Raw genomic sequence first — 20,925 nt, forward strand, 5'->3', positions numbered from 1 at the left:
GCGCTCAGAACAGCGGAAGGCCGGTGACAGCCTTCCCGTAGAAGTCGTAAAGCACGTCGGCGGTCGGGGCCATGACCGACCCCGCACGCGCATCCCGGAAGGCCCGCTCGATAGGTAGGTGTTTTGAGAACGCCGCTCCGCCACACACCCGCATCGCCGATTCGGTGATCATCAACGCGGCATCGTTCGCGGAGGCCTTCACCCCGAGCACGAACAACGGAGTATCCTCGGCGGGGCTCGCCACTTTCGCGGCCGCCTGTGCAAGGTAGGACTTCTGCGCCATCAACGCGATGCTCATCTTCGCAATTTGTGCCCGAATCGTAGGTAACGCGGACAGAGCCTGGTCCAGGTGCTCCAGCCGGGCACCGGTCACGTGTGCGACCGCGGCATCAACAGCTGCGGTGCAGAGCCCGAGCGACACTGCGGAGTTGCCCAGGTTGAACCAGGGAAGCACGGTGGCCATCATCGTGCCGAACCCGCTGCCCGGCTCACCGAGACGATAACTGGACGGAATAGTGATCGCTACCGTCATCGGGCTCGACGCATTGCCGCGCAGCCCCAGTCCGCTCCACGGACCGGCGATATCCAAACCCGGCGTTATAGCCGGGATCGCATACAGGTCGACGGTCTCCGGGTCGACCGCGCTTTTCGACGACATCACGTACACGTCGGCGTACCCGGCCGAGGTCACCCAGCTTTTATAGGCCGTGAAGCGAAGGCCGGCCCCGTCGACTACCGACTCGGACACGGGAGCCCAAAAGTGCGATCGCGACCCCTTCTCACTGAACGCGAGCGTGCCGAGCACCTCGCCCGAAGCCATCCGCGAGAGAAGTTCCGGCATCGCGGCAGGCGGGGCGGATGCCACCGTCACCGCGGCCGCGACATGCATCAGGTAGATCATCGCGGTAGAGCCGCACGCCACCGCAATTGCGCTCAGCACCTCCGTGAACTCGACCGGCCCGGCCCCCATGCCGCCAGCGTCCTCGCTGATCACCAGGCCGAGCAGCCCGCTCGACCTGAGTGCCGCGACTGAATCAACAGGGTAGCTGCCATCGGCATCAACCTGTTGGGCGTGAGCGGCGGCTACTGCCGTTACCCGCGCTACAGCTTCTTGGATGGTCGACTGCGTCATGGTCATCCGGTCTCCTGGCATCGTTGCTCAATTTTTTCGACACCGCTCAAGCGGGATCGACCAGCTCAGTATCCCCCACAGGAATGTCAGGGCTGCAAGAAAATAGTTACGAGTGTCTAACGGTGCGGGGGGCTCATTGCTGACTGCCATCGCATCGACCGGCGGTTGAACGCGGCAAGCAACCGTTCGGCAGGAGGAAGTGCTCGTTTCTCCGCGTCGGGAAAGCCGTCATAGGTATAGGTCGCGACGGCCATTGGGGATCCTGCACGGCCGAGCGCGTACCGGAGCGTCGAGTCGTTTCGGTGGCCGCAGATCAGGATCCCGACGGTCGGCGTATGAGTGCCGAGCCTCAGCCGGTCGTCGAACCCCGGGGTGGTGCGATCTTCATGCTTCTCCTTTGACCGCAAAGGTAGCCGAGACCATAGTCAAATGATGGAAAGCGCGTCGCTACGCTGTCCGAATGGACATCCTTACAACGGCCCTATCGAAAGCGCCCGCTGCCGGGTCGATCATCGGCGTGCCAGTCTCAGTGTGGCTCCCGCCGTTGGCCGTGCTGGTAGTGGCATTGTTCGGTTTCTGGAATACCAGTCGAGCTACAAAGCGCGCTGGGGAGAATTCGGACGCCTCTCTGAAGCGCACGATCACGGCAGATAGGCAGGCGCGGCTGCTGGAAAAGCAGATGCTCCTCTACGCCGATATTTTGACTTTCATCGCCCAACGGAGCCAGCACAGAAGCGCCGTACTAAACATGGGCAAGATCGAAGGTGTCGATATCCCTCAACAGTACGAATCAACCGATCGATTCGCTTTATCCGGGCGCGCAGAAGCCATCGCTCGACGATCCGTACTGAACGCTTGGAACGCCTGCAACAAAGCCGACGAGGACACGGTAAGAAAACAGATCCTCCAAGCAAAAATCCCCAAAGTGTGCGACGCGGGAATGAAGGCATACGCCGAAATCGACGCTGCGCGAGTCGAGGCTGAGAGGCAAGACGGATTGCTGCGAGATGCCATCCGGATCGCATTGCACAATCGAACGGACGATGACGGACTTGGTGATCTTTGAGCCACGGAAAATGTTCAGGGCTTCGGTGCGAGTCCTTCACCAAGCTCGACTCCAAGATCTCCAAACGCTCCGAGATGCCCGAGCCAAGCCATCGATGTCCACCACATCAAGACGGCGTCGCCGATTGCTCGAACCATCGCGGCTTCTAATCCGTCATCCGTTGCAGTCTCGCCGGAGACCGCCGATGCCGCTTTTCGACGATCATCGGCGCTGAGTCAATGGTTTTCATCGCCGGTGCAGGGAGGTGCCCGCTGACGGGATTCGCAAAGTCGCTGGGCGATGAACGCGGCTCAGCCACCGACGTACCTGCCAGTCTGGTTTGCCAGAAATCTTCCGGCACGCCACATTCCACTCTTCGCCATCACGATCTGGCTCCACGTGCGTAACCTGCACTCACAACAATAGAATGCCCGTCCAGTTCCACGAACGACACCGACGTTCGGCACTTCTCGATCGCGTTTTGCCGTGTTCAGACGGCCCGGTTAGGGCATTTCGTCGCATTCCTGATCACCGATTCGGCAAGGCGCCAGGGCTTCTCGTTGGCGAGATGAGCTGTCAGGGCGCCATTAGCGGTACCACTCCTCGTCCGTCTGAGCCAAACGCGAGGGATGCAACTCGTCGCCGAGTCCGTAAAAACGCTGAAAATTCATGATCAGAGGCCGCCACAAGTTCGGATCGATACGATTCTTCGACCCTTTCACGCGGATCGACTCGTGGACATGCACCCTCGTGATCCTGGCTTCGAAAATGAACGTGTCGCCATCGGCCGGGTCATCTTTCTCGAGGGGACGCGAATGAACGATGCGGGCTTCGAGATTAACCGGGCATTCGTCGATCCGTTCCGCTCGGACGGTGTCACCAGGTCGGGCATGCAAACCGGCACAGGCTATCTTGTCGGGCTCGTATCGATAGCCAACGCCAGCCTTGCCAGGAGGGACGGGCATGCGACCGGTCGTCAACGCTATCCTGTCTACCGCCTCGACTAGTTCGGCAGTGGGGAGGTTAATGACGCACTCGCGGGTGTCGAGAAGGTTCTGTGCAGTCAAGGACCGGGCGCCCATGCCAAGGAGGGCAGTCTGGCCAAGCCAGAAAACGGACGACATCGGGGACGTATTAGTGGCACCGTCGCGGTCGATCGTACTGAGAAGCGCAACGGGTGTTCCGAAGTAGAGGATGGCAGGATCAATCACGGTGTGCGTCGGCATGGGCTTCCTTCGGTGCGGGGGCGAGCGAGGGCTGGTAGGGCTCGTCGGTGCGAGCTTCACTTCGATTCTTTCCGACCCGATATCCCGGTGCTGGCGGATATCCGACGTCACAGAGTCACGCCATCGAGATCGCAAGCAATCGCGCTCCACGGGAGCAGTGAGGCCGATAGCACAGCCGAACACACCAGGCAATGTGAAAATTTGGATCCCGAACTGCGCACCATCGGCTTCCCCAAGGGCTTGTATCACTGCGGGCAGTAGTCGCTGAAGGTGTGCCTTCGATGCGCGCACGTTTGCCCTCGATGCCGGGCGAACGCGTCAGCCGGCGACATTACCGGGTGACGAATCCCTTCCTCACCATGCTCTCGGCGGCGGCCACGATGGCTTTGCGCGGGTCGCGCGGCGTCCAACCCAACACGCGGCGCGCCTTGTCGTTCGAAGTCTTCTTCGAGTAGCCGAGGTCGGGAACACCGGGCATGTCGGCGAGCGACCGGGTGGGCACGTGCCGCGCGTCAACACCGAGATGCGCCTTGATGACGGCTCCGATCTGCTGCATCGGGATGGCGGGACCGTTCGAGAGCAGGAGACGCTGCCCGGCGGCATCCGCCGCCGTCATCGCGAGGATGTGCGCTATCGCCACGTCGCGTACGTCAACGATGGGGATATAGAGATCGGGGAAGCCAGGCATCCGGCCCTCAAGCATAGTCTGGACTATGCGGTTCGCCCCCGAGACGTCGTCGCCCATTACCGGTCCCATCACCGCCACGGGGAGCGTGGCAAGTGTCATGGCACCTCCCTCGTCAGCCATGAATTGCCAGGCGGCGCGCTCGGCGAGTGTTTTGCTCTTACCGTATGCGTCGACGCCCGGGCCGTCAAGGATGGTCCAGTCGTCCTCGGTGAAGACGTGGCCATTGTGTGGGTGTCCCCAGCTCACCGCATGAAACGCGGAGGTGAGCACGACACGCTGCACGCCGGCGTCGCGGGTGTTGTCCGTCACGTTGAATGACGATGAGGCGTCATCCTGATTGACGATGAGAATTGGGGGTGTGGGCGGCACGGTGACGTGGTCGTCGTCAGCGATGACGGCGTCTATCGTGACGGTCGTCACGATGACGGCGGTTTTCGGGCATGCGGAAGCGCCTCGGCGCGGGATCTCAGGTGCGCAAGGGCGGGGGAGGAGCCGGCCGCGGGTGAACATTCCGATCAGCGTCCACACCGGCAGCGGGCAGTCCCAACGCTGCCGGCAGGCCAGCGCCGCGCCGGCGAGGAGGTTCAGCGCGTCCCCGAGCGGAGTCGGCCAGACCAGATCGCGGCTCAGGATGTCAGGATCGGCACGGTACGCGTGCTGCACACCCTGTTCATGCAACCAGTCGGCGTGTGCTTCCCGTGCCCGACGCAGCCAGCGGCGCACCGTGGAGACCGGGCGGCCCAACTGGGCCGCGACCCGGCGGTGCCCGTCGCCGCGGGCCTTCGCAGCCAGGGCAGTGCCGATCACCTCGGCCGTGTCCGCCCGGCGCAGCACCAGCGCTGCGGGCAGCAGCACGTGCGTAGCTGCGCACTCCGGGCAGCGGGCACAGCGGGGTCGCACCGTGACCGGTGCCTCGTCGAGGCTGCGCACCCTGCGGATGCGGCCATACCCGTGCGGGCGCAACGCCCCGGGACAGCCGGGACAGCCCAGCTGCCCCGCGTCGAGCAGGGCCTCGGCCTGCTCCGGCGAGGCGACCACGATCATCGCGTCCAGCTCCGTTCTGCTGCCACAAGGTCATGCCAGTAACTCTTGACTACCACACCTGGCCGGGGAAGGGGCCACCTCGTGTTGAGGGTGCGGCGGTCGCCGTCAACGTGCCGAGCAGCCCGGCCAAGATCATCGTGACGATCACGGCCCGGGCGTTCGTCCGCGACCATCGCCGCTCGTCACGATGATGCTGCCGACGTGGACAACCCCATCGTCAACCCACGTGACGCACAACCCCGGCCTCATCGTCACCCACGGAGACGTACAACACGCGGGCCGCACGCAGGACCCGCAGCGCGCCCTCCCGTGCCGGCACGATAAGGTCGGCCTCGTTCTTGAGATGCCCGGGTAGCACGGGGGATGCCACGTGCAGTACGTGGTCCACTCCGGCGACGGCCTCCGGTCATCCGGCGTTCTTGAGCAGGTCGGCGACGACGAAGCTGAGGTTTTCGCCGTGCACCAAGCCCGCGTCGGCGAGCACGGAACGCACGGATCCCTCCTTGGCGAGTGAGCGGACGGTGGTTCGCACCACATGGCCCTGCTCGAGAAGCTGCAAGATGATGTGGCCGGCGATGAAGCCGGACCCGCCGGTGACGAGTACGTGATGTGTGGTCATAGTGATAACTCTTCCGCGCCAGGCTGTGCCCAGCCAGTGCCCCTTCAATCATGGGAGCGGCAGGACCATGGAACATCCGTGACCGCGGGCCTACGGTAGAGAAATGACCAACGCGCCGAACCTGCTGGGCGAGTACCTGCGCGCGCGCCGCGAGCGTTGACCTTGATCGACGTGCCCCGAAGTTCCTTGGCGTACATGACCGTGTCATGGCGTGCCGAGGGCATCCCCCTGAATTTGGTTACTTAATGATTGGGGCGATGAAGGTGTAGGTGACCAGGATGGCCAGCAGTAAGACGAAAATCCTTAACGCCCACAAGGCTTTCCGAGTGCTGGGGCCCAGCACAGCCGGGGGGACCGGGCGTGATTTTGCTGTGGACAGTTGGCCCGGTTCAAGTACCGCCGCAGGGTCCTCCGTGTCATGGTTGCAGCTTTTCACCTGGGTTCCTTGTCGTTTGCGGAGCACTCGGATTCGTGTTCGTGTGACTAGTTCGGAATGAGGTGGATGGTCTGGAGGAAGGAGATGATTCCGTAGCCCGCCGCGCAGAGCGCGATGAAAGTGATCACTAGGGTTCCTAATATATTGGTCAGGCGTGTGTTGGCCCATTTGCCCATCAGTTCACGGTCGTTGGCTAACATCATCAGGAAGACCAGCGTGACTGGGAGAAGAACAGTGGCCAGCACATTCGCGTTCAGCGCAATGGCAAGCAACGGCGCACCAGGAATCAGGATCACTGCCGCCGAGATCAAGGCCGAGGTGACATTGACACCGTAGAAAAGGCCTGCGCCGCGGGGGAACTGTTGAAGCTGGCCGAGACCCCGATACATTCACCGGCGGCGTACGCGGTGCTGGCTGAGATAGTCAGGATCGCCACGGCCCCGGCTTCGATTAGGCCCAGGGCAAAGACCGCGCCCACCGGCATTCCCGCCACGGCGCTCAGTGCGGCAGGGAAACCAGCGCCCGCGAGACCCTGGATCGCTGAGCCGCCATGAGCGAACAGCGCCGCACCGACGATGAGGGCTGCGCAGCCAAACACCGCGGCCAAACCTGCACCGACCGCCGTGTCCAGACGGCCGTGCCTAATGTCCTGGTGGGTTATTCCCTTATCTGCCGAGGCGCTCTGCTGGAAGAACACCATCCATGGTGTGACGGTCGCACCGATGGTTGCAGTCAGCAGCAGCAGCAGCGGGGTGAGACCATCAAAGGGAAACGGTGACCACGTCGCGAACGCTCCGCCGATGGCACCCGGATCCGGGTGCACCATGATCGCGGCGACCAGGAACAGGCCGTTGAACATGGCCAGTCCCAAAACAATTCTTTCCCACCGCCGGTACCGTCCCCCGGCGAGGGTCAGGAAGACCAACACGATCCCCAGACTGGCAGCGACCGGCGCTCCCAGGCCGAAGAAGGCCAGACCGACCCGGATCGCGACGAACTCGGAGACCAGGGTGACGAGATTTGTGAGCACGAGGTCCACTGCCCCGAACCACCCCCAGAGACGACCGTAGCGTTGCAGGACCAGTTCGCCGTAGCCACGATGGGTCACGGCGCCTACCCGCATGGACATTTCCTGACAGAGGTAAGACATCGCGAAAAGAACAACGATGAAAGGCAGAAAGAACCCCGTGCCATAGTTGGCCCCGTCCGCGGCGTAGGAGACCATGCTTGGCCCGTCATTTTCGCCCAGCATGACCAGCAGTCCCGGGCCGGCCAGCAGCCACGCCAGGTGATACCCCTTACTGGACTGCCGTGCCCGGGAGACCCGGGCACGGTCAGAGGAACGCGCCACGTCCTCCCGCGTCAGAGGCAGCCCATTAGTATCCAAGAGGATCACCACCGGGCCCGGCGGACGAAATCGGACGCGCACAGGGCACACCCTCGCGCTGGGCGGACGCGAACCATTGGATGGGACCTGGCAAAGACGGAATGCCTCATAGAGGAATTCTGGCACGCCTAAAATAGTGGAAACGCACGAGGACTTTTGCGCGGGCCGCGGCCGGTCACGACGCCTTGCTGACCTACGAGAGTGGCAACGCCCCAAGACCGGGAAGTGCACCGCTCCGCGGGACGCAACCGAGGATCTGTCAAGACGTGAACCGGGCTTGGTCACTGGCATCTCGGATCATGAACTTTTAGGTCCCGCCCGCTGGCGTGATGGGCGGCGTTGATTGGAGATTCGTAGGAGGAGGGCCCCGATGACCCAGTTGGAGATGACGGAGGATCCGCCGGCAGAGAGCCAGGGGGTGGTGAGTCCGGTGAGTGGAATGATGCGGGTAAGTCCGCCGATGATGATGAACGTCTGCAGGGCGACGACAAAGGCAAGCCCGACGGCGAGGAGAGTGCTGAAGTCGTCGGCGCTGTCGTGCGCGATTCGCAGGCCGCGCGCGGTGAAGAGAAGGTAGAGGGAGAGAATGGCAAAGATCCCCGCGAGGCCGAGTTCTTCACCGAGGCTTGCGAAGATGTAGTCGCTTTGCGAGACCGGGGTGATCCAAGGCTGCCCTTGGCCAAGGCCAGTGCCAATCAGGCCACCGTGCGCGAAGCCAAATAGACCTTGGACGAGCTGGTAGCTTCCGCCGGTCGCGTTGTAGACCTGGGTGTCGAATGGGGTGAACCAGTTAGTGATCCGAAGGTTCACGTAGCTGAGGCTGGCATTGCCAGCAGCGGTGCCCGCCACGATGAGTAGACCACCGATGATGAGCCAGCTGAGCCGTGCTGTGGCAACGTAGATCAAGACGAGAAAGATCCCGAAGTAAAGCAGGCCAGGGCCGAGATTGTGTTGGGCGATCACCACAAGGATAGAGAGCAGCCAGACCAAAACGATCGGGCCCGTATGGCGAACGCGGGGAAATCGAAATCCGAGATGTTTGTTCCCCAAGAGCGACAGCGCGTCGCGGTGTCGCACAAGGTATCCTGCGAAGAAGACCGCCAAAGCGATCTTCGCGATCTCCCCGGGCTGGAAACTGAGCGAACCGATGCTGATCCAGGCCCGAGCGCCGGAGACGACTCTTCCGATTCCGGGTACCAGGGGAAGCGCGAGTAAGGCCACGGCAATGAGCCCGAAGGTGAACGTGTATCGGTGCAGGAGCTGAATGTTCCGTACAACCAATAGCGTCACCAGTGCACAAATGACCGCGATCGCACACCAGACGATTTGTCGAACGCTCGCACTTGCCCAGCCGGTAGAGCCGTAATGAAGATCGATCCGATAAATTTCCGCGATCCCAAGCCCACTGAGGACGGTCATAATCGGCAGAATGAACGGATCAGATAACGGTGCCGCGAACCGCATCACCACGTGCGTCAAGAGCGACAGGGCTGGAAGTGTCGCGCTCACACCGATGAACGCCGCATCAGTGTGTCCGGTAGCTCCCAGCTGCACGAGCAGCACACTGCCGAGCACAATGACACTGGCCAGCAGCAACAAGAACAGTTCAACATTCCGGGTCCGAACTCCGGGGACCGCGCCGCGCAATCGTGCCGCACGGTCAATGGGTAATGCTGTGACCGGGCCTATTCGACGCACGGGATCGACCCGGATTGCAGCGGAGTGGCCCGGTCGGTGTAGGCGTCCTTCGTCTCGCCGGTATTCTGCGGTACCCCCGGCGTTGCCGACGCGGTCGACATCGTGATCGTCGAACGGTGGATGAGGTTGGACAGATCGTTGTAACTGTAGATCGCGAAGGCCGCCATCCGCCCAACGATCACAACGACCGCGCCCGCGCCCGCGACACCAGGATCCTCCGACGTCGACGCACACGCTTACTCGCCTCGCCACGATGAGCGATCGGACGGGCATCGGGTGTTGAAGAGGTCATCGGAGAGTCCGTTCATCAGCCAGCAGCGAAAGGCCACCGTACGAAAGCGCGCAAGGCGGCGCTCGTCACAACTATGGTGGAGCGCCCTGCAAACTCACTGAGGCCAATTTCCGACACTAATGCTCCCATGCCCCCTGGATGGGGTTGTCCCGCAGGATATGCAATCGTCAGCCGGAGAGATGTCTCTAAGAACGCGAGCCGTTCGCGCGAGCGCGAAGCCGTGTGTAAGAACTTTCAAAATGAAAAGGGCCGTCCGCGGTGTGATCGAAAAAGGGCACGTGCAGTGATGTCTTCAACCCGGCTGTCGAGTCCCGCCGAAGTAGTAGCAGCTGCCGTGCCGACATCCGCACTATTGGGTTCGCAGCGTGCGTACCGTCACCTCCGTCCCGCCCGGCGTGCCCGTAGGTGAATCCAGGAACTCGCCGCGAGCGACAGAAACTGCCTCGATGCTGTGCGCGTTTTTGCCCGGCTTCGTCCGGCTTTCCCCGAGCGAGGTCACGACCACCAGGCCGTGGCGATGACGGTAAGGCCGGCCCCAGCGATACAAATGTCAGCCAAGCTCTCCTACGGACGGCATTTAGAATAACGCGAATGCCTGTTCCCTAGCTCCGTCCAATGACGAGTCCAGGGCGAGGCCACGCACGCGGCGCCCGTTCCCGGCCTCGACCCTGCTACCTGTAACGGTGACCAGGGTACGCCCCGCGTACGGCCGTTTAGACCGTGATCGTAAGGCACCCGACCAGGGTGTTGCCGCCCGCCCCAGTGTTGATCCCATACGCGCAGATCCGATGAGATCCGGGAGCGACCGCGATCTTCTCCGAATAACCATGCGCCCCACCGTAGACCGGGTAAACCGCCCCAACATCCGGACGGTCCTTGTCCGCCATGAACGCCGCACCCACCGCGTCCACGTAAATATGCACCCGGATGGACGCGGTCGTGTCCGGATCGATGGCCCAACCCGACACAGTCACGCCGTCGCTCGCGACAGTTGCCGCATCAAGCGCACCAATCGGCGCCCTGCCCAGATCAGGGATCGTCGCAACAGGCACAACGACGTCCTTGCAGTTCAACTGAGTATTGCCGCCCGCCCCAGTGTTGATCCCATACGCGCAGATCCGATGAGATCCGGGAGCGACCGCGATCTTCTCCGAATAACCATGCGCCCCACCGTAGACCGGGTAAACCGCCCCAACATCCGGACGGTCCTTGTCCGCCATGAACGCCGCACCCACCGCGTCCACGTAAATATGCACCCGGATGGACGCGGTCGTGTCCGGATCGATGGCCCAACCCGACACAGTCACGCCGTCGCTCGCGACAGTTGCCGCATCAAGCGCACCAATCGGCGCCCTGCCCAGATCAGGGATCGTCGCAACAGGCACAACGACGTCCTTGCAGTTCAACTGAGTATTGCCGCCCGCCCCAGTGTTGATCCCATACGCGCAGATCCGATGAGATCCGGGAGCGACCGCGATCTTCTCCGAATAACCATGCGCCCCACCGTAGACCGGGTAAACCGCCCCAACATCCGGACGGTCCTTGTCCGCCATGAACGCCGCACCCACCGCGTCCACGTAAATATGCACCCGGATGGACGCGGTCGTGTCCGGATCGATGGCCCAACCCGACACAGTCACGCCGTCGCTCGCGACAGTTGCCGCATCAAGTGCACCAATCGGCGCCCGGCCCAGATCCTGCACGCCCGACCCGCTATCGGGGACGACCACGTTCTGGCAGCCCAGCACGGTGGTCCCGCCGATACCGGTGTTGATCGCGTACGCACAGACGGAGTGCGGTCCCGGCGACGCCGCGAGGGTATCGCTGTAACCGTGATTCGCGCCGTATGCCGGGTATGCCGCCGCGATATCGGGGCGTGACATCCCCGCCGAGACGGCCTTACCGACCGAGTCAACGTAAAGGTGTACCGCGATCGGGTCCGTAGAATCCGGGTCCAGAGCCCACCCTGAGACGTTGACGCCGCCGGTCACGCCCTTAATCCGGCTCTCCTGACGTTACCGTGGGTGGTTTCCGAGCGCCTTAACGAGTGCACGCCGCTCTCCGTCTAGGTTTCTAACTGACAAAGGCAAGAAACACAGGGACGAGAAAACGGCGTGCAAAACTCAACACTATGGCGGACTCTGCTCGGAGTCGACAAAACCATCGTCGAAGCGGTCGATCTCGACGCGGATACGGGCATGCTGGTCGCGTCGGTGCGCCCAACGGCATCGATGCGGAACCGGTGCGGGGCCTGCCGGAAGCGCTGCCCGCGCTACGACGCCGGTGACGGGCGGCGCCGCTGGCGATCCCTGGACGCCGGCTCGGTGCAAATCCACTTAGAAGCTGCGGCGCCGCGGGTGAGCTGCCGGGTGCATGGCGTGACGGTCGCCGCCGTGCCGTGGGCCCGGCATCAGAGCGGGCACACTTTGTTCTTCGATGACCAGGTCGCGTGGCTGGCCACGCAAACATCCAAGTCCGCCATCACCGTGCTGATGCGCATCGCGTGGCGCACCGTGGGCGCGATCATCACCCGGGTTTGGGCAGATACGGAGAAGCAGTTCGACCAGTTCGCGGGCCTCACCCGGATCGGGATTGACGAGATCAGTTACAAGCGCGGCCACAAGTACTTGACCTGCGTCGTGGACCACGATTCTGGCCGTCTCGTCTGGGCGGCACCAGGCCAGGACAAGGCCACCCTCGAGACGTTTTTTGATGCGTTGGGGCCGGAGCGTTCGGCACTGATCACGCATGTTTCCGCGGACGGTGCGGCCTGGATCGCCAGTGTTGTCGCGGAACGAGCGCCGAACGCTGTTCGCTGCGCTGATCCGTTCCACGTCGTGAAATGGGCCACCGAGGCCCTCGATGAAGTCCGCCGGGGCGCGTGGAACGAGGCCCGCAAAGCCGCCCGGCACAACGATGCCCGACGCACTCGCGGCCGGCCCCCAGCCGACGCCCCGGCACGCCCAGACAGCGCCCGGGCGACGGGCATCAAGAACTGCCGATACGCGCTTTGGAAGAACCCGGAAAACCTGACCGAGAAGCAACAAACGAAGCTCGCCTGGATCGTGCAGACCGACCCCCGGCTGGCTCGGGCGTACTACCTGAAGGAAGGCCTCCGTGTGATCTTCAAACTGCCTCTCGAGGAAGCGACCGAAGCTCTCGACAAATGGGTTGGTTGGGCTCGCCGCTGCCGCATCCCGTCCTTCGTGAAACTGCAGAAGAGCATCGTGAAACACCGCACCGCGATCCTGGCCTCCATCGAGCACAGCCTCTCCAACGGCCGCGTCGAATCCATGAACACCAAGATCCGCCTCATGACCCGCATCGCGTTCGGCTTCAAATCACCCGAGGCCCTCATCGCCCTCGCAATGCTCAGCCTCGGCGGGCACAAACCCGTGCTTCCCGGCCGGGACTAACCCACGGAAGAGTCAGGAGAGCCCTTAATCCCGTCGATTGAGCCGATCGGTGAGCCGCTCATCGCAGTGATGGATCGGCAGCCGAGTTGCACGTTCGAGCCAGGACCGACATTGATCGCGTAGATGCAGACCGTGTTCGGTCCCTCGGACGTCACCGGCACGGTCACGTCGAAGCCGTGGTTGGATCCGAGGCCCGTGTAGACGGCCGCGACGTCGTTACGTACGAGGTCCGCGCTGAAGGCGGTCCCCACGCTCCCCACGTAAACGTGCACGGCCACCGGGGCAGAGGTGTCGGGATCAATGGCCCAGCCGCTGACCCTGAAGTTACCGGGTGAGGCGGTGATGGAGTCGACGACGCCAAAGGGACTGGCGGTCACGCCGGTGGGCGAACCGAACCAGTTCGAGTAGTAGACCCAAAAGTTACGGTTGCCGTAGGACGAGCAACCGTCACCGGTACCGCCGAGGTTGGCAAGTGCCGCACTGTTGGGCTGGTAGGGCGTGTAATTGTAGAGGTCAGCCGTTGCCTGGTTCCGGATGTCCACGTCTGTCGCCCCGCAGGCGGCATTCGGGTGGTATCCGACGGAAACATTGCCGATCTGATAGTGGCGATCCGGGTAGTTGGAGTACTGCCGGAACTGCCACGCAGCCTTGTAAACTTGGTTGTAGAAGCCGTAGAAAGCCGCGTCGCACGAGCTCGTGTCCGGGCATCCGTAGCCCATGGCCTTGCGGTACGTCGAGTCGGTCGGCGACGTGTCCGTGATCAGCCCGGTCTCCTTCTCCAGAAGCACCAGCAGCACCTGGGGGTTGATCCCACAGGCCTGCGCCGTCTTGAAGATGATGCTGGCGGCCGACTCGCTCCCGGAACCGGCGTAGGCGGAGCAGTGCCCTGGTTCGACGGCGGCCCGGTCATAGGTCGCCATCGTGTAGTCCTTCAGACAGACATAACCGCTCGAGCAGGACGAAACCTGCGCATTGAGGAAGTCCTGGACCTGCCCTACCGACATGGTGCTGGTGTCGAAGAAGTTCTGGTCGGAGATGATGTAGCCCGGATCAAACTCGGATCCGGTGAGCGCTTCGGCGGCCTGTGGGGCCGCGGCGAGCGGGATCGCGACCAATGCCCCACCGACGATGGCCAGCGCGGCCACCCAGGCACGGGTTCTCAACCCAGCAGAAATTGGCACTTCGGTCCCCCTCGCAGCCGACTACTACGGGAGACGGTCCGAGTACAGGCTACGGCGCACTCGGAGTGCGTGCCGATCATCTTCGCGGAACGCACCCCCAAACGAGGTTCGCGGTGGAGCCTTTCAGTTCGTCGGGGGTCAGGCGGTTATAAGTCCATGGGCTGTGACCCGGGCGAGGAGGCCGTGGGGAGCGACCGGCCACCAAGCGCCAGTCAAACCGCCGCCCCAACACTGGCAACCCAGGTCTGTGAGGATCTACACGTCGCTTATCATGAGCGTCATGGACCACACCCGCGAATTGAGACCTTCCAAGAGAACGGCGCCCACTGACGCTGCTGCGGCCAGTGAGAATGAACATCTTGGCCTAAATGCTCGACTTGGACTTTTCCTTACCAGCAAGGTCGGATCTATGTGGTCCGTCTATATCACTATCGTTTTCGTATTCGTCTGGATTGTCCTGGCCAGCGTCGGACCGTTACATAAGACTGACCCTTACCCGTTCCCTTTCCTACTGTTCCTGGGTAACTTGGTGCAGCTGGTACTCGTGTTCGTGATCCTCGTAGGCCAGGGTGTACTCGGCCGCAGTTCTGATCATCGTTCCGAACGCACCTTCAGAGACGCTGAAACGATTCTCAGCGAGGTCCTCACACTGCATTCCCACCTGGTGGAACAAGACCGCATCCTCAACAAGGGCGTCGATCTGGTCAAATCGAGTGCGCACCCGCGGGTGAAGGAAAGGGAGACGATAACACCGACTACGGTCGGGGAGCAATATGTGGGACTCAATGGTCGTATCGCTGCCGCAATTACAAGGGCCGTCAGCACAATGTGGGCTTTCTATTTTGCTGTGTTTTTCCAGTTCGGGTGGATCGGATTGGCCTTGACCGGAATCATCACTTTCGACCCCTACCCATTCGCGTTTCTCCTCTTTATTTCCAGCCTCCTCCAACTGGTGTTCATGTTCGTCATCATGGTCGGGCAAGATGTACTCGGCCGGGCCGGTACCCAACGCGCCGAGCAGACTTACCTTGACGCAGAAGCAGTCGTCCATGAATGCCGCAGACTTCAGCGCCACCTCACACAACAAGACAAAGCAATAGTCGCTATCTGCAACTACATCGAATCCGAAGCCCCCCAAGACCACCCCATCAGACAAACACTGCCCACCGTCACATTCTAAAAAACATACAAAGAAGAGTGAGTGGCTGTGAACCCAACGGATTTTGAATTCGCGCTTCGCCTGCTTCTAGCCACCGGGTGTGGCCTGATGATCGGTCTCGAACGTCAATTTCGCTCACGAACGGCTGGGCTGAGGACTCAGGCCCTCGTAGCGGCGGGTGCCGCAGTATTTGTGCTGTTCGGAGAGCAAGCCGGTGTTCCCCAGGCACCGCTGCAAATTGCGGCGTATGTCGTTTCGGGAGTGGGCTTTCTCGGCGGTGGGGTGATTTTGCGGCAGGGCTTTACCGTGCAGGGGCTGAACACCGCGGCAACTCTCTGGTGCTCGGCCGCCGTGGGATGTCAAGCCGCTGCCGGACATCTCATACCCGCCCTGACAACAACGGCGGTCGTGCTGGCGATACACCTGCTACTTCGTCCGCTTGGGCGGTTGGTTGATCGCGCCCCCGCTACGAAGGAAGAGTCAGTCGGCTCCTACACTCTCCTAATCCTTGTTCGCCGCAAACATGAACCGCACCTTCGAGCTCAACTCGTTCAGGCTTTGTCAGGACCGGCATTCGTCTTGCGAAGTGTTGCAAATCATTCCCCGGAAGAGTCCCTCACCGGCACCAGTCTTGTCCAACTCCAGGTTGAGCTCCTGATCGAGGGAAATGCACCTGAGTTACTGGACACACTGGTCACCCGGCTCTCTCTCGAGCAGGGTGTGAGTAGCCTCTCCTGGCACTCCAACAACCCAGAGACCGGCACGGACGACGATCGTGACGACCAACAGCCCCTGACCCGGCGCCGATTCACCCTTCGCGGCAATTAGTGGGCAGCACCATCCACATCGTCAACGAAATACACCGCACGAGGTCACCCCTCGTGAAAGCCTTTCTCGAAAGCGCGAGACGCAGTGGGCAGGACCGAAGCTAACCTCATCGCCGGCGAAACACATACGCAGGTGTCGCCCACCCCGGCCGACACCGATCTGATCTTTGTGGACTGTGCCGCTACCCGGGTGAAATAATTCGTCTTCCACGCCAATGCTGGGCTCTGTCGGATCTATTCTCCGGCGTCAACACGCCTCGCGATGAGGCGAAGCGCCTCCCACGTGCGCGTGCTCTCGGCCGCGACCATTTTCATGAACACGTCCAGAGGCAGACCGTAGTCAACGAGCAACCACTTGGCGCGCACGTCTTCTGCCAAAGCATCGATCTCTTCAGTGAGCGTCATGTCCATCTCCTCTTTCAGGGTTCAAGCGGATTGCCGCTTTACTGCGCCCAGTATAAAGACGCAGCTTGGCTGGCAGCGCGTGTCGAAGACGTGTTCATCTCGAACACCCACTGTTTTGCTCCTGAGATTCCCGGCACAGGCGGCGGGGCCCGGGACCATGCCATAGGCTCCTGGACGATTTTTAGGGCTGTGGCGTGGCATTGTGGACGGCTTGTTCGCGGTGGGTGAGGTTGCGGTCGGCGAGATCATCGAGTTCTTTGTCTGGTGCTGCTTCCACGGCTATGAGGCGATTGTCGGCTGTGGGTAGGGCGCGTAATAGCTCGTCTAGTTTTCGTTGTGTCGCGGCCTGTTGTCGAGCTTGAGTGTGCTGGATGACGAAAACCATGACGAGGGTGATAGTGGCGGTCACGGTCGTGAGGGCCGTCTCCCACCAGGCAGGAAAGCCTAGGAGAAGGCCCGAAAACAACCACAGCAGAGTGATGAACGCGGCAGTGAGACCGAAAGAAGCATGTGCAGTGATATCGCCAACTCGATGGATGAACCGGCTACTCCAGTGGCGTTCACGTCCGCCGGGCGCTTGTCGGGGCGAGTTGGATCGGGGAGGCTCTTGACCGGACATGCGATCCACACTAGCTTCGGAGCCAGCTCGCGTTGGCGTCCGGTCGCGCCGTGCAGCTTTACGACCAAGAAGATGACGTCCCGGCCGCGAGGAAGGGAAAAGAAATCATGATGAGCACGAGTGTGAAACAGGTCCCTGACAAAAAGGCGCCGAAAGCCGGGGTGCTCCGGTGGCGGGTCGATGTGGCGGGACACGATTATGCGGCGGCGAGATCGTATCTGTCGCTGAACGCGAAGCCCAAGGCGATTGACGCGCTTGTGAAACAGTTGAGGGGGACGCGGGTCGTCCATTTCAAGGCCAAGGACCTGTTGCGGGGTTGTGGGTTGCCGCTCTTGCCGCGCAGCAACCCGGATGTTGCCAAGGAATTGGACCGCATAGCCGCAGGCGTCCAGCTGTCGCCGTGTTTGATCATTCGAGGTCAGATCGGCAAGGGTCGCGTCGCGCAGATCGCCGATGGTTATCACCGGATCTGCGCGGCGAATTACGTGGACGAGGACGCCGAGGTCCCCGTGCAGATCATCAGCGCGTAGGCGTGCCGTGATCATTTCTGCGGGCCGTGACGTGGGGCATTTGGGGCTGTCGCCACGGGACCGCGGCTGGGTCCATGAATTCAATAACCGGAATCGAGAATGGACTCGACTTGGCGCTGAAATGTTCGGGACGTACTTTTTGGTTCTGGTCGCGGCTGGAGCAGGAACAGTCGATTCCCTCACCCACGGGGACGTCGGCCGCGGCGCCAGTGTCACGGCGCCAGGGTTAATGGTCGCGGCCATCATATTGTTCATGGGCGCCGTATCCGGTGCTCACCTCAACCCGCTGGTCAGTGTTGCCTTCGCCTTGCGAGGTGACTTTCCTTGGCGCCGAGTGCCGGGATATGTCCTCGCCCAGTTGGCCGGCGCGATCCTGGCATCACTAACCCTGATAGCCGTGTTTGGCCCACACGGAGGTAACGGCGAGACAGTCCCCGGTCCTGCCTTCACGGACTCGCAAGCGCTCGTCGTCGAGGCTTTGTTGACTATGGGGCTGGTGAGCACAATTCTGGGCTCCGCATCCGGGGCGCAGAACGTTGGATCCTTCTCGGCGATTGCGGTGGGCGGGTACATAATTCTGGCGGGGCTATGGGCGAGCCCAGTCAGCGGGGCTTCGATGAATCCCGCCCGGACTGTCGGCCCAGACCTCGTTCGCGGCGACTTCACCCACACCTGGGTATACCTCCTCGGACCCTCAATCGGAACGCTCCTAGCCGTGGGCTCAGCCTATTTTCTACGCGGCCCAGGTGGCGGACCCACGGGGACGAAAGCCGCCCAGGGAAGAACCGACCCCGAGCAACCCAGCCAACGACACCCCCACCCCGATAACCGATTGTGAACGCTCCGCCAAAAGACCAGCACGAAAACACACCAGATTGCGGTTGAGGAACCAGGCTAGCTGGTCATGGTGTCCCGTGTCGGTCTTCGTGACCCGGTGCAGGGCAGGTCTCGGCGCCATGGCTCAGGAAACGCGGACTGAGCATTACGATCGGCTGCTGCCTCCCGGCACCGGTACCGGTACCGGCAGGTGGAACACGATCAAACGCCGCCTCTTCGACCACATGTCAGTGGACTGGCGCGGCACTGGTCACCCACTTTCCATCGACTTCGTCGCGCCGACCACGATCCGAATCCGAAATCACCTGGCGACTTTGTCCGTCAGAGGCTGGCGCCTGGATGTGAAGATGAGGAAAAAAGAGAGGAGAGCACTCAACACCGGGCTCCCAATCACCCATATTTGGCTCGGCACTGACGTCGCTTCAGCGGAGGTCAGTGCCCATTTCCTCTGACGTTGTCTCGCTGAAACCGTGAGGCTGCCTCACCGGGTTGCTCGTGATGTGGCCCGGTTGCCCAGTCCGCATCCAGGTGTATCGGCGCGACGATGAAGGGATCGATGTCACCTGTCCCGGGCCTATGACAGCTGAAGCCAGCCCGTAGATGGCGTCGTGCGACACGCTTCCACCCTGCGATAATTCTTGTGCCGCTGAGGGAGGATAGTCCAACGGGCATGTCACAGGAGGACCGGCCACAATTTTTGATGGTTGGTTGGTTCTTTCCAACAAGTGCCATTTACTGATGGGGCACGCGGGAAATCTGAGACCACATGAAAAATTCACTGCGCACTCGCTCCACTTTGAGGTCCGTTCGCCCTGCCACGGCAGACACCGCGTCGGCGCCGATACCCCAAGTGCGAATGATTCGGGTGAGGCGAATTTTTCATGCTCTGCCAACGAATTACTTCCTGCTGTTGGGCACGACAGTGTTCTTGGTCGTGTTCGGAATGGCCATGGTCTTGTCTTCCTCGTCGGTGGATTCATACCTGAGCGGTGGCGGATTCTTTGGCGTGCTCCTCCACCAGGGCTTCGTGGCCCTGGTCGGCATCCCGTTGATGCTCCTCGTCAGCCGGGCTCCGCTCAAATTTTGGCGACGGATCGCGTGGCCGGCCTTGATCCTCACTTGCTTCGTGCAATGCCTGGTATTCACTCCGCTGGGCGTGACCGTCGCCGGAAACACCAATTGGCTATCAGTGGGCAGTTTCCAATTCCAGCCCTCCGAAGCCATCAAGGTGGCTTTGGCCATCTGGCTCGGCACGATCCTCGCTCACAAGCAAAACCAACTCGACGACTGGCGACACGTCCTCATCCCCGTCCTCGGAGTCGGCGGGACCGCGGTCATGCTTGTCATGATCCGAGGTGACCTCGGTACGACCGTCATAATGGCCGGGATGCTCTTTGGTTCGCTCTTCTTCGCTGGCGTACGGTTGCGCATGCTGGCGATTCCCCTAGGAATTGGCGCTGTGGGCGCTATCGCCGCTGCCGCGGGAAGCGCTAATCGGTTGACGCGTATCCTCAGCTTCTTTGGAACTGGATGCGACACCACGACCGGGACGATCTCGGCTTCATGCTGGCAACCCCTGCACGGCACATGGGCGCTGGCCAATGGCGGAGTCCTCGGCGTTGGCCTTGGCAACTCCAAGGCCAAATGGTCCTGGCTACCGGCCGCCGACAACGACTACATTTTCGCCATCATCGGCGAAGAACTTGGCCTCATCGGCGCCGTCGCCGTTCTCCTCCTGTTCGTACTCCTCGCAGTCGGGTTCATCCGAATCATGAGCGCCACAACACACCTGCAAGCCAAAGTGTCCACCGCAACAGTCATGGTCTGGATCATCGGCCAGGCCCTCGTTAACATTGGTGTGGTTCTGGGGTTCATCCCCGTGCTCGGAGTTCCCCTCCCCTTCATCTCGGCCGGAGGCACAGCCTTGCTCACGACCCTCGTGGCAATCGGCGTCGTGCTCTCCTTCGCCAGGAACGGTCAAAACACAAGAGTTAGCGACAAGCTCCACACGTCCCCCGCCATACGGCCCGCTGGCTCGTAGCCCCCGCGGAGCTCGTCGTTCCATCTCAATGTCAAGATCGCCGTCGGCCTCGCGGTGGAAACACCAGTCAGGGAGAGCCTCGGGGCCACCGCGCCCAGCGGTCACGACGCCCCCATGCCGTTTAGCGTATGGATTACCTCGCGGTAGAGCTTGTACTTGCCTCTGGCGAACATAGCGCCCGTGATGTGATTCTGCTGAGCTCTCGGTCACCCTTACGAATTCGGTGAGAAGAGAGACGGAGGGAAGAGAAGGAAACACTTCACAGCCGGTGTCGCCGAATCGCCTCTACGTAGCGCGGAACTGAGATCGTGTCAGCGGAGATCCGAGCCCATTTCCTCCGCCG

Annotated in this window: 21 protein-coding genes; 9 read left to right on the forward strand and 12 right to left on the reverse strand. The window is 61.8% G+C overall.

Annotated elements, in window-relative coordinates; genetic code table 11:
- Window positions 1-4: 4 nt before the first annotated feature.
- Complete coding sequence (locus RGU41_RS14530) at window positions 5-1,138, reverse strand: acyl-CoA dehydrogenase family protein (protein WP_322136680.1); 1,134 nt, start codon at window positions 1,136-1,138, stop codon at window positions 5-7.
- A gap of 454 nt (window positions 1,139-1,592) precedes the next feature.
- On the opposite strand from RGU41_RS14530, the gene RGU41_RS14535 reads away from it, so the two are divergent.
- Window positions 1,593-2,198, forward strand: coding sequence for a hypothetical protein (locus RGU41_RS14535; RefSeq protein ID WP_322136681.1), 606 nt, complete (start codon window positions 1,593-1,595; stop codon window positions 2,196-2,198).
- Window positions 2,199-2,764: 566 nt separating this feature from the next.
- Here RGU41_RS14535 and RGU41_RS14540 read toward each other — a convergent pair.
- Both RGU41_RS14540 and RGU41_RS14545 read right to left on the reverse strand, forming a co-directional pair.
- On the reverse strand, window positions 2,765-3,403 hold the full coding sequence (locus RGU41_RS14540; RefSeq protein WP_322136682.1) for a flavin reductase family protein: 639 nt from the start codon (window positions 3,401-3,403) through the stop codon (window positions 2,765-2,767).
- 331 nt (window positions 3,404-3,734) lie between these two features.
- On the reverse strand, window positions 3,735-5,135 hold the full coding sequence (locus RGU41_RS14545; protein ID WP_322136683.1) for a helix-turn-helix domain-containing protein: 1,401 nt from the start codon (window positions 5,133-5,135) through the stop codon (window positions 3,735-3,737).
- Window positions 5,136-5,167: 32 nt separating this feature from the next.
- On the opposite strand from RGU41_RS14545, the gene RGU41_RS14550 reads away from it, so the two are divergent.
- The gene (locus RGU41_RS14550; RefSeq protein WP_322136684.1) at window positions 5,168-5,326 is read left to right on the forward strand and encodes a hypothetical protein; all 159 of its coding nucleotides are present in this window, start codon (window positions 5,168-5,170) and stop codon (window positions 5,324-5,326) included.
- Window positions 5,327-5,541: 215 nt separating this feature from the next.
- Here the strand turns inward: RGU41_RS14550 and RGU41_RS14555 are convergent, their stop codons facing one another.
- The 6 genes from RGU41_RS14555 to RGU41_RS14580 form a co-directional block, all read right to left on the reverse strand.
- The gene (locus RGU41_RS14555) at window positions 5,542-5,754 is read right to left on the reverse strand and encodes an NAD-dependent epimerase/dehydratase family protein (RefSeq protein WP_322136685.1); all 213 of its coding nucleotides are present in this window, start codon (window positions 5,752-5,754) and stop codon (window positions 5,542-5,544) included.
- 483 nt (window positions 5,755-6,237) lie between these two features.
- Window positions 6,238-6,501 (reverse strand): divalent metal cation transporter, encoded by a 264-nt coding sequence (locus RGU41_RS14560; protein ID WP_322136686.1) that lies wholly within the window; start codon window positions 6,499-6,501, stop codon window positions 6,238-6,240.
- Window positions 6,498-7,589 (reverse strand): NRAMP family divalent metal transporter, encoded by a 1,092-nt coding sequence (locus RGU41_RS14565; RefSeq protein WP_322136687.1) that lies wholly within the window; start codon window positions 7,587-7,589, stop codon window positions 6,498-6,500. The genes RGU41_RS14560 and RGU41_RS14565 overlap by 4 nt, the downstream gene beginning before the upstream one ends.
- A gap of 285 nt (window positions 7,590-7,874) precedes the next feature.
- Window positions 7,875-9,176, reverse strand: coding sequence for an FtsW/RodA/SpoVE family cell cycle protein (locus RGU41_RS14570; protein WP_322136688.1), 1,302 nt, complete (start codon window positions 9,174-9,176; stop codon window positions 7,875-7,877).
- Between the two features lie 86 nt (window positions 9,177-9,262).
- The gene (locus tag RGU41_RS14575) at window positions 9,263-9,442 is read right to left on the reverse strand and encodes a hypothetical protein (RefSeq protein ID WP_322136689.1); all 180 of its coding nucleotides are present in this window, start codon (window positions 9,440-9,442) and stop codon (window positions 9,263-9,265) included.
- Window positions 9,443-10,280: 838 nt separating this feature from the next.
- The gene (locus RGU41_RS14580; protein WP_322136690.1) at window positions 10,281-11,558 is read right to left on the reverse strand and encodes a hypothetical protein; all 1,278 of its coding nucleotides are present in this window, start codon (window positions 11,556-11,558) and stop codon (window positions 10,281-10,283) included.
- 123 nt (window positions 11,559-11,681) lie between these two features.
- Here RGU41_RS14580 and RGU41_RS14585 point away from each other — a divergent pair, with 123 nt between their 5' ends.
- On the forward strand, window positions 11,682-12,983 hold the full coding sequence (locus tag RGU41_RS14585; RefSeq protein WP_322135197.1) for an ISL3 family transposase: 1,302 nt from the start codon (window positions 11,682-11,684) through the stop codon (window positions 12,981-12,983).
- Here RGU41_RS14585 and RGU41_RS14590 read toward each other — a convergent pair.
- Entirely contained in the window at window positions 12,980-14,164 is a 1,185-nt protein-coding gene (locus tag RGU41_RS14590) for a hypothetical protein (protein WP_322136691.1), read from the reverse strand. The two genes, RGU41_RS14585 and RGU41_RS14590, sit on opposite strands and share 4 nt — an antisense overlap.
- Before the next feature lie 280 nt (window positions 14,165-14,444).
- Between RGU41_RS14590 and RGU41_RS14595 the strand changes: the two genes are divergently transcribed.
- The gene (locus tag RGU41_RS14595; protein WP_322136692.1) at window positions 14,445-15,344 is read left to right on the forward strand and encodes a DUF1003 domain-containing protein; all 900 of its coding nucleotides are present in this window, start codon (window positions 14,445-14,447) and stop codon (window positions 15,342-15,344) included.
- A gap of 21 nt (window positions 15,345-15,365) precedes the next feature.
- A complete protein-coding gene (locus RGU41_RS14600) occupies window positions 15,366-16,151 on the forward strand; it encodes an MgtC/SapB family protein (protein WP_322136693.1) in 786 nt (261 codons plus the stop codon).
- A gap of 233 nt (window positions 16,152-16,384) precedes the next feature.
- Here the strand turns inward: RGU41_RS14600 and RGU41_RS14605 are convergent, their stop codons facing one another.
- Window positions 16,385-16,555: a hypothetical protein gene (locus RGU41_RS14605; RefSeq protein ID WP_322136694.1), complete on the reverse strand. Its 171-nt coding sequence runs from the start codon at window positions 16,553-16,555 to the stop codon at window positions 16,385-16,387.
- 181 nt (window positions 16,556-16,736) lie between these two features.
- The gene (locus RGU41_RS14610) at window positions 16,737-17,174 is read right to left on the reverse strand and encodes a low affinity iron permease family protein (RefSeq protein WP_322136695.1); all 438 of its coding nucleotides are present in this window, start codon (window positions 17,172-17,174) and stop codon (window positions 16,737-16,739) included.
- Window positions 17,175-17,224: 50 nt separating this feature from the next.
- Here RGU41_RS14610 and RGU41_RS14615 point away from each other — a divergent pair, with 50 nt between their 5' ends.
- From RGU41_RS14615 to RGU41_RS14625, 4 genes are all read left to right on the forward strand, one after another.
- The gene (locus RGU41_RS14615) at window positions 17,225-17,704 is read left to right on the forward strand and encodes a hypothetical protein (protein ID WP_322136696.1); all 480 of its coding nucleotides are present in this window, start codon (window positions 17,225-17,227) and stop codon (window positions 17,702-17,704) included.
- The gene (locus RGU41_RS21015; RefSeq protein WP_369125156.1) at window positions 17,628-18,542 is read left to right on the forward strand and encodes an MIP/aquaporin family protein; all 915 of its coding nucleotides are present in this window, start codon (window positions 17,628-17,630) and stop codon (window positions 18,540-18,542) included. Before RGU41_RS14615 ends, RGU41_RS21015 begins: the two co-directional genes overlap by 77 nt.
- Window positions 18,543-18,618: 76 nt before the next feature.
- On the forward strand, window positions 18,619-18,993 hold the full coding sequence (locus tag RGU41_RS14620) for a hypothetical protein (RefSeq protein WP_322136697.1): 375 nt from the start codon (window positions 18,619-18,621) through the stop codon (window positions 18,991-18,993).
- Between the two features lie 404 nt (window positions 18,994-19,397).
- Window positions 19,398-20,582, forward strand: coding sequence for an FtsW/RodA/SpoVE family cell cycle protein (locus RGU41_RS14625; RefSeq protein ID WP_327014470.1), 1,185 nt, complete (start codon window positions 19,398-19,400; stop codon window positions 20,580-20,582).
- Window positions 20,583-20,925: the final 343 nt, after the last annotated feature.

Source organism: Cryobacterium sp. 10C3 (assembly GCF_034314285.1).
Lineage (GTDB): Bacteria > Actinomycetota > Actinomycetes > Actinomycetales > Microbacteriaceae > Cryobacterium > Cryobacterium glucosi.